Annotated in this window: 4 protein-coding genes and 2 tRNA genes; 4 read left to right on the top strand and 2 right to left on the bottom strand. The window is 73.4% G+C overall.

Going from position 1 to position 6,313, the window contains the following annotated elements; translation table 11 throughout:
- Positions 1–146: 146 nt before the first annotated feature.
- Positions 147–1,268, bottom strand: coding sequence for a globin domain-containing protein (locus tag ACGFI9_RS19430; RefSeq protein WP_393179504.1), 1,122 nt, complete (start codon positions 1,266–1,268; stop codon positions 147–149).
- Positions 1,269–1,413: 145 nt separating this feature from the next.
- Here ACGFI9_RS19430 and ACGFI9_RS19425 point away from each other — a divergent pair, with 145 nt between their 5' ends.
- On the top strand, positions 1,414–2,187 hold the full coding sequence (locus tag ACGFI9_RS19425; RefSeq protein ID WP_393179502.1) for a CPBP family intramembrane glutamic endopeptidase: 774 nt from the start codon (positions 1,414–1,416) through the stop codon (positions 2,185–2,187).
- Positions 2,188–2,353: 166 nt separating this feature from the next.
- Here the strand turns inward: ACGFI9_RS19425 and ACGFI9_RS19420 are convergent, their stop codons facing one another.
- Complete coding sequence (locus tag ACGFI9_RS19420; protein WP_393179500.1) at positions 2,354–4,117, bottom strand: hypothetical protein; 1,764 nt, start codon at positions 4,115–4,117, stop codon at positions 2,354–2,356.
- Between the two features lie 134 nt (positions 4,118–4,251).
- On the opposite strand from ACGFI9_RS19420, the gene ACGFI9_RS19415 reads away from it, so the two are divergent.
- From ACGFI9_RS19415 to ACGFI9_RS19405, 3 genes are all read left to right on the top strand, one after another.
- Positions 4,252–4,342: transfer RNA gene (locus ACGFI9_RS19415), tRNA-Ser, on the top strand.
- 35 nt (positions 4,343–4,377) lie between these two features.
- Positions 4,378–4,450: transfer RNA gene (locus tag ACGFI9_RS19410), tRNA-Arg, on the top strand.
- A gap of 490 nt (positions 4,451–4,940) precedes the next feature.
- Positions 4,941–5,543, top strand: a complete 603-nt coding sequence (locus ACGFI9_RS19405; RefSeq protein WP_393179498.1) for a GNAT family N-acetyltransferase — start codon at positions 4,941–4,943, stop codon at positions 5,541–5,543.
- Positions 5,544–6,313 lie beyond the last annotated feature (770 nt).

Genomic DNA, 6,313 nt, shown 5'->3' with positions numbered 1-6,313 from the left:
CGCCCCCCCCGGGCGCCCCGCCCGGGGCCGGCAGGCTCCGGGGCGGGGGGGGGGGGGCCCCCCCCCCCCGCCCCCGGGGGGCGGGGGGGGGGGGCGGGGGCCCCGGGGGGGCGGGGCCCCGCGCCCCGGCTCGGGGGGAGGAACGGCTACTGGGCGCCGAAGGTGTCGTACCGGATGTTGTCCGGCGGGACGTCGTCTGCGGCGAGCGCACGCAGGGTGGCCCGCACCATGGCGGCCGAGCCGGAGACGTAGCAGTCGTGGCTCGTCCACGGGCCGTACCGGGTGACCACGTCGGAGACGTCCCCCAGCTCACCGGCGAAGTCCGGGTCCTCGCTGCACGCCGGGGTCACCGACAGCCAGGGGTGCGCGGCCACCAACTCCTCCAGGCCCGGCAGGCCGTACAGCTCGTCCGGGCGGCGCGCGCCGTAGAAGACGTGCACCCAGCGGGTCCGGTTGACCCGGGTCAACTCCTCCACCAGCGCCTTGATCGGCGCCAGCCCGACCCCGCCGGCCACGCAGAGGATGTCCCGGGTGGATGACAGGTCCAGCGTCATCGACCCCATCGGCGCGGCCACCCGCAGCAGGTCACCCGGCTTCGTCCGGCGGACCAGCGCCCCGGACACCCAGCCCGCCGCCCCGGGCGGCGTCCGCACGTGGAACTCCAGCACGTTGTCGTCGTTCGGGGCGTTCGCCACCGAGTACGTCCGCCACACCCGCGGGTGGTAGCGGGGCGCCTCGACGCTGACGTACTGGCCGGCCTGCCAGTGCAGCGGGTACTGCAGGGCGCGGACGGTCAGCACGGCGGTGTCCGGGCCGTGCCGCTCGTGGGTGAGCACCTCGGCGTGCCAGAACGGCGGGTTCTCGTCGGCCGCCGCGCCGGCGAGCATCCGCTCGCAGATGCTCGCGTACGCCTCCCGCCACGCCTGGTCGTATTCCAGGTTCCAGCCGTCCCCGGCGGTGCTGCGCAGCGCGTCCAGCAGGGCGACGCCCATGGTCTCGTAGTGGGCGGCCTCGACGTGGTACTTCCGGTGGTCCCGGCCCAGGGCCCGCAGGTACTCGTCGAAGCTCTCCGGGTCGCCCACGGTCTGGGTGGCGGTGACGATCGCCTCCAGGATCCGGTCGCCCTGCCCGCTCATCTGCACCGGGAAGAGCTTGCGCAGCTCGGGGTCGAGGAGGAAGAGCCGGGCGTAGAAGTGCCCGCTCAGCCGTTCGCGCTCCTCCTCGACCAGGGTCCAGCTCTCCTTCAACAACCGGGCGAAGTTCTCCACCGGGGCACGCTCCTTCTCCTGACGGGCGGATCGGCCCTCACAGAATCTCCACGGAGCGTGCGCACCGGTCGCACAGAATGTGCGACCGGCTCATCTGAGGGCGGAGGTGGTGTTGGCCGGCCCCGGTGTGCGGCACAGTTGTCCGGTGACGGTTGACGAGCTCACCCGGCCGGTGTCCCGCCGGACCCTGGGCACCGAGACACTCCTGGTGCTCGGCCTCTCCCTCGGCCAGTCGGCCGTGTACGCGCTGGTCTCGCTGATCGCCAAGCTGACCGCCGCGGGTCCGCTCACCAAGCAGACCGCCGCGTTGAACACCTCGGTGTCGGCCCGGCCGTACCTCGACCTGACGTACCAGCTCCTCGGGATCGCCTTCGCGCTGCTGCCGGTGCTGCTCGCCGTACACCTGCTCGCGCGCGACCCCGGCGACCCGGCGCGGACCCTCGGGGTGGACCTGACCCGGCCCGGGTCGGACCTGGCCCGGGGCGCCGGTCTGGCCGCGCTGATCGGCCTGCCCGGGCTGGCGCTGTTCTGGGCGGCGGCGCAGCTCGGCGTCAACGCCACCCTGGTCCCGGCCGCCCTGCCGCACCTCTGGTGGGCGGTGCCGGTGCTGATCCTCGCCGCCGTGCAGAACGCCGTGCTGGAGGAGGTGATCGTGGTCGGCTACCTGGTCACCCGGCTACGGCAGTTCGGCTGGCGGCTCGGCGCGGTGCTCGCGGCCAGCGCCCTGCTACGCGGCTCCTACCACCTCTACCAGGGCTTCGGCGCGTTCGTCGGCAACGCCGTGATGGGTGTGATCTTCGGCTTCTGCTACCTGCGTACCCGGCGGGTGGCCCCGCTGATCGTCGCGCACACCCTGCTCGACGTGGTCGCCTTCGTCGGCTACGCCCTCCTGCCCAAGTCCTGGTTCAGCTGGCTCTGACCGGTTTCGTGCGGCGTCCAGCCATCATGGGGCGGTCGGGTGCCGTAGGTGCGGCATGTCGGGCGGCCCCGATCGCCGGAAGGCCCGGAATGGCGCATCTCGCGCGGCCCCGTCCGCCCGGACGCCGCATCCCGAGTGGATCAGTCCGGTGCCGCCCGGCGGGCGGTCAGCGGGTGCGCACGGGTCGGTAGCGGGCGGCCGCCCGGGCGGCCAGCCGTTCGGCGGCGGCCGAGTCGCCGGCCGCCGCGGTGAGCACCGCCGCGCCCGGCAGCAGCCGGGAGGCCAGCCGCAGCCCGAGCCAGCCGCCCGCCTGCGCGGCGAGCGGCGTCGCCAACCGCCAGGCCGCCTCGGCCGCCCGTGGCCACGGCCCGTCCACCGGCGGGCCCGCCGACCGCACCGCGTCCAGTGCCGCCCGGGCGGTGGCGATGTCCGGGTGCACCTGGGTCAGCACCAGCAGCTCGGCCACCCGGTCGGAGTGGCCGGGGTCCCGGCCGTAGACCGCCGCCAGGTGCAGCACCAGGTTCGCCTGGGTCCAGAGCACCGCCGCCAGCTCGGCCACCGGCGCGAGCAGCCCGGCGCCCGCGGCGAGCGCCCCGCCCGTACCGGCCAGCCGGACGAACCGCCGCGTCGCCAGCCGGGCCAGCCCGTCGGCTCCCGCGTCCGGGTACGCCGACCGGGTCCGCTCGACCCAGTCGCGGGCCCGCGGTCCGAGCTCCTCCACCGCCGCGAGGGCCAGCAGCTCCGGCGCGAAGCCCGGGTGCTCGACGACCCGGGCGCCCACCGCCCGCCAGCCCTCCCCGGGGGTACGCCCCGACGCCACCTCCTGGCTGCCGGCCGCCGGCTGCGCCGGCTCGACCGTGACGGCGTGCCCCGGTTCCGGCCCGATCGCGACGCTTCGCTGATCCACCCTGATGGTTGCCGGTTCCGCCTTGACCGGCTGCTCCGGCCCGTCCCGGGTCTCGGCCGGCGTAGGTGCCGCCTTCCGGGCCGCGGTGGCCTTCTGCGCCGGGGTTCGCTTCGCCGAGGTGGCCTTCTTCGTGGGTGCCTTGCGGGCCCGGGTGGTGGCGGGCGGCGCCGTCTCCGGCGCGGCGGCGACGCCGGCCGTACTCACCGGCCCGGTCGGCTCCGCGCTTCCGTCCCCCGCCGTGCCGCCCGCGCCGGCCTGCGGCGCGGGCGGGACCGCGGAGTCACCCGACGGCGGGACCTGCCCGGCCTCGGCGGTGCTGCCTCCCTGGGGCCGGATGGTGTCGCTGGCCGTCTCGGTCTCGGCGGTCGGGGCGTGGCCGGCCGTCTCGGTTCCGTCGGGCCGGGTGCGGCTGGCCGTCTCGGTGCCGGGCGGTGTCGCCTCGACCGACCTGGCGCTGGTCCCGCTGGTCGCCAGGTCTGCCGCGGGGGAGGCGATGTGCTCCTCGTCACGATCGGCGCTCTCCGCCGCAGGCCGGCCAGCCCGTTTCCGCGCCGTCGGGGTCGCCTTCTTCGCGGCCGGGGTCGCCTTCTTCACCTTGGTGCGCTTCGTCGGCTTCACCGTTTCGGCACCGGTGTCCGACCCGTCCTCGGCCGGTGCCGCGGCCCGGCGGCCGCGGGTGGCCTTCCGGGCGGCCGGGGCGGTGTCGTCCCCGGCCGGGGCGTTCGAGGTCTCCTCGTCGGTCGGCCGGGGGCGTGGCGCGGTGCCCGGCGCGGCTCCGCCGAGAGTCCGGCCGGGGCCGCCGGCGGGTTGCGCCGCCTGGGCGGGCTCCGGTGGCTGGAAGAGCACCGTCGGAGGGACCTTGGCCCGCCGTTGCCGGGGTGCCGGGCCACCGTCGCTGCCCGCCTGGTCGGCGGGCGGTACGGGCGTGGGTGGCGGGGTGAAGGTCGGCTGGGTGGAGCGGCTCCGCCGGGCGCTGGTGGCGGGCTCGCGACGGGGCGGATCGCTCGGCGGCTGCTCCTGCATATCGATGGAGCCTAGTCCCGGACGTGACGTCGCACACGGGGGAAACGCACGGGATGCGGGCGGCATCGGTAGTCGCTTTGCCCCGGGCGGGTGCGGGCCTGTATCCTCGGGCGCGGTGGTCTCCGGGCCACCAGGGAGACTTCGCCTAGTCTGGTCTATGGCGCCGCACTGCTAATGCGGTTGGGGTTTTAAAGCCCCTCCCGGGTTCGAATCCCGGAGTCTCCGCGCGAAAGCCGGTGTGTAGACTGGCCGAGCAACAAGCGCCCGTAGCTCAATGGATAGAGCATCTGACTACGGATCAGAAGGTTAGGGGTTCGAGTCCCTTCGGGCGCGCAAGATCATAAGAGCCTGACCTGCGGAAACGTGGGTCAGGCTTCTTGCTTCTCCATCCCTTGTGGACGTGTGGCTGCTCGGTGGCTGCTCGTCCGACGAGCATCCCCTACGTCATGGCCCGTCCGGCGGGGTGCGGGTGGGTCCAGTCTGGTCCTGGCGGCAGCGGCGAAGTGGATCACCGATTTCATCGACGGATATCGGTGCTAGTGAACGCCATAAGAACCGAGCGGGCTAGCTGTCAGCCAGCTTGTCGGTGATCGACATTCGTTTGCGGCGGGCCTTGCAGTTGCCATGGGCAACCAGGTGTTGGCCGCCTCTGCGCCTAGCTCGGGCACGCCAGCTCAGCCGGGACCCGGACGTTGGCGGTAGGGATGTGATGGAGGTCGTTAAGGGCCGCCGGTCCGGGGACGAGTGCCGGTAGTAGTCAGACACCCGCTCATCGACTTCGCGGGAGCCGACGTGTCGGCTCGGCCACCTACACTCCCCCATCATGAGCCAAAGCGATGTCAATCCGTCGGCGATCACTGAGGCGACCACGGCCGACGAGCGGCGGCAGGTGCAGCGCTTGTTCGAGGAGATCATCGGCGACATCGACGCCGGTGCCGTCCCTGCCATCACCAACGCCTACTTCCCCGCTGTGGTGGCGCAGTACCACGACCCGGACACCGGCGTCCTGGTGGGCGCCGCCCTGGCGACCCGCAGTCAGCTCGCCGGGCGGGCTGCGGAGTTCGCAGCACTGGGCATCCCGCTGGTGCCAGAGATGCGGCGTGCGATGGCCCCCGGTGTGTTGGACCGCCACCGCGAACTCGACCTGCTCGCGGTGCGGGCTGAATTCCGCGGACGCGGCATCGGGTCGCAGCTTCTCGCCCACATTGAGGGCCGGTTGCGGGCTGACGGGGTGCGGGTGCTGTTCGGCAACGTCGTCCACGGGCTGGACGCGGAAGCGCTGCGCCGCTTTTACAGGCGGCATGGCTACAGGGTGCTGGACGACGGGCGGGATTTGCCGCCGCTGCTGGGAGTCGCTTGGATGCCCCCGACGTCGGAGTGGCCGGAGGCGCCACGCTTCTACTTCTACAAGATGCTGGCGGGTTAGCGGCGAGCGGACCGGCCCGGGGATGCATGCCGAGCCGGTACGGCCGCTGGTGGTCGCGCGCACCGGGCTCGGCGTCCAGAGCTCAGTCGAGGATGCGATGGGCGGCGACGAGCACCCTGGCGCCCGCGGTGATCGCGTCAGAGCTCGCCGACGTGCTGTCGCAGGTGGTGCTGATGGCTCGACATCACGGAGTCGACCTACAAGCCGAGGTCAAACGCAAGGGGTTGGTGTGGAAACCCGACGAGGTTGGCGGGCGACACACGGGCCAGTAGCCACGGCCGCGCGGCGGTTGCGATTGGGCACGAGACGCACCCCTATCGGACGCGAGCAAGCGTTTCGGGCATCACGACCGGTGGAGCATGTTCTTCCAAACGGCTGCGTCTCTGGGCGGTCTGCATCGCCTTGACCCACTGCTCGACGTGGGAGTGGCGCGGCGCCCGCTAGCACTGGGCGGACTTGCCGCTCGTTCCCGGAGTCTCGGCAGCCGCCTGCACGCCGTCACCGGCCGGTGGGGCATCGCCGGCCGCGCCGATCTCGCCGGGCGTCAAGTAACGGTGCCTGAGGGCCAAGACGGCTGGTGATGCCCCAAGCGGTACGCGAATCCACCGGTGAGCGAAATGGCGAACGCGATCACTGGGCTGGCCCAGGGCGCTGTGCGCCGTGGCGCGGTGTTCCGCCGTCCGCCTGCGGACGGCGGAAAGGAGTACGACAGCCGACGGCACCTACCGAGGTTGGGCCTGCGTGGAGCAGTTCCTACGGGCCGTGCAGCT

Source organism: Micromonospora sp. NPDC048930 (genome assembly GCF_043197935.1).
Taxonomy (GTDB): domain Bacteria; phylum Actinomycetota; class Actinomycetes; order Mycobacteriales; family Micromonosporaceae; genus Micromonospora.
This window is presented reverse-complemented; position numbering and strand designations above follow the sequence as displayed.

Coding starts and splice junctions, on each gene's coding strand:
- ACGFI9_RS19420 (WP_393179500.1), bottom strand. CDS start 4,117: ATGCAGGAGCAGCCGCCGAGCGATCCGCCCCGTCGCGAGCCCGCCACC.
- ACGFI9_RS19405 (WP_393179498.1), top strand. CDS start 4,941: ATGAGCCAAAGCGATGTCAATCCGTCGGCGATCACTGAGGCGACCACG.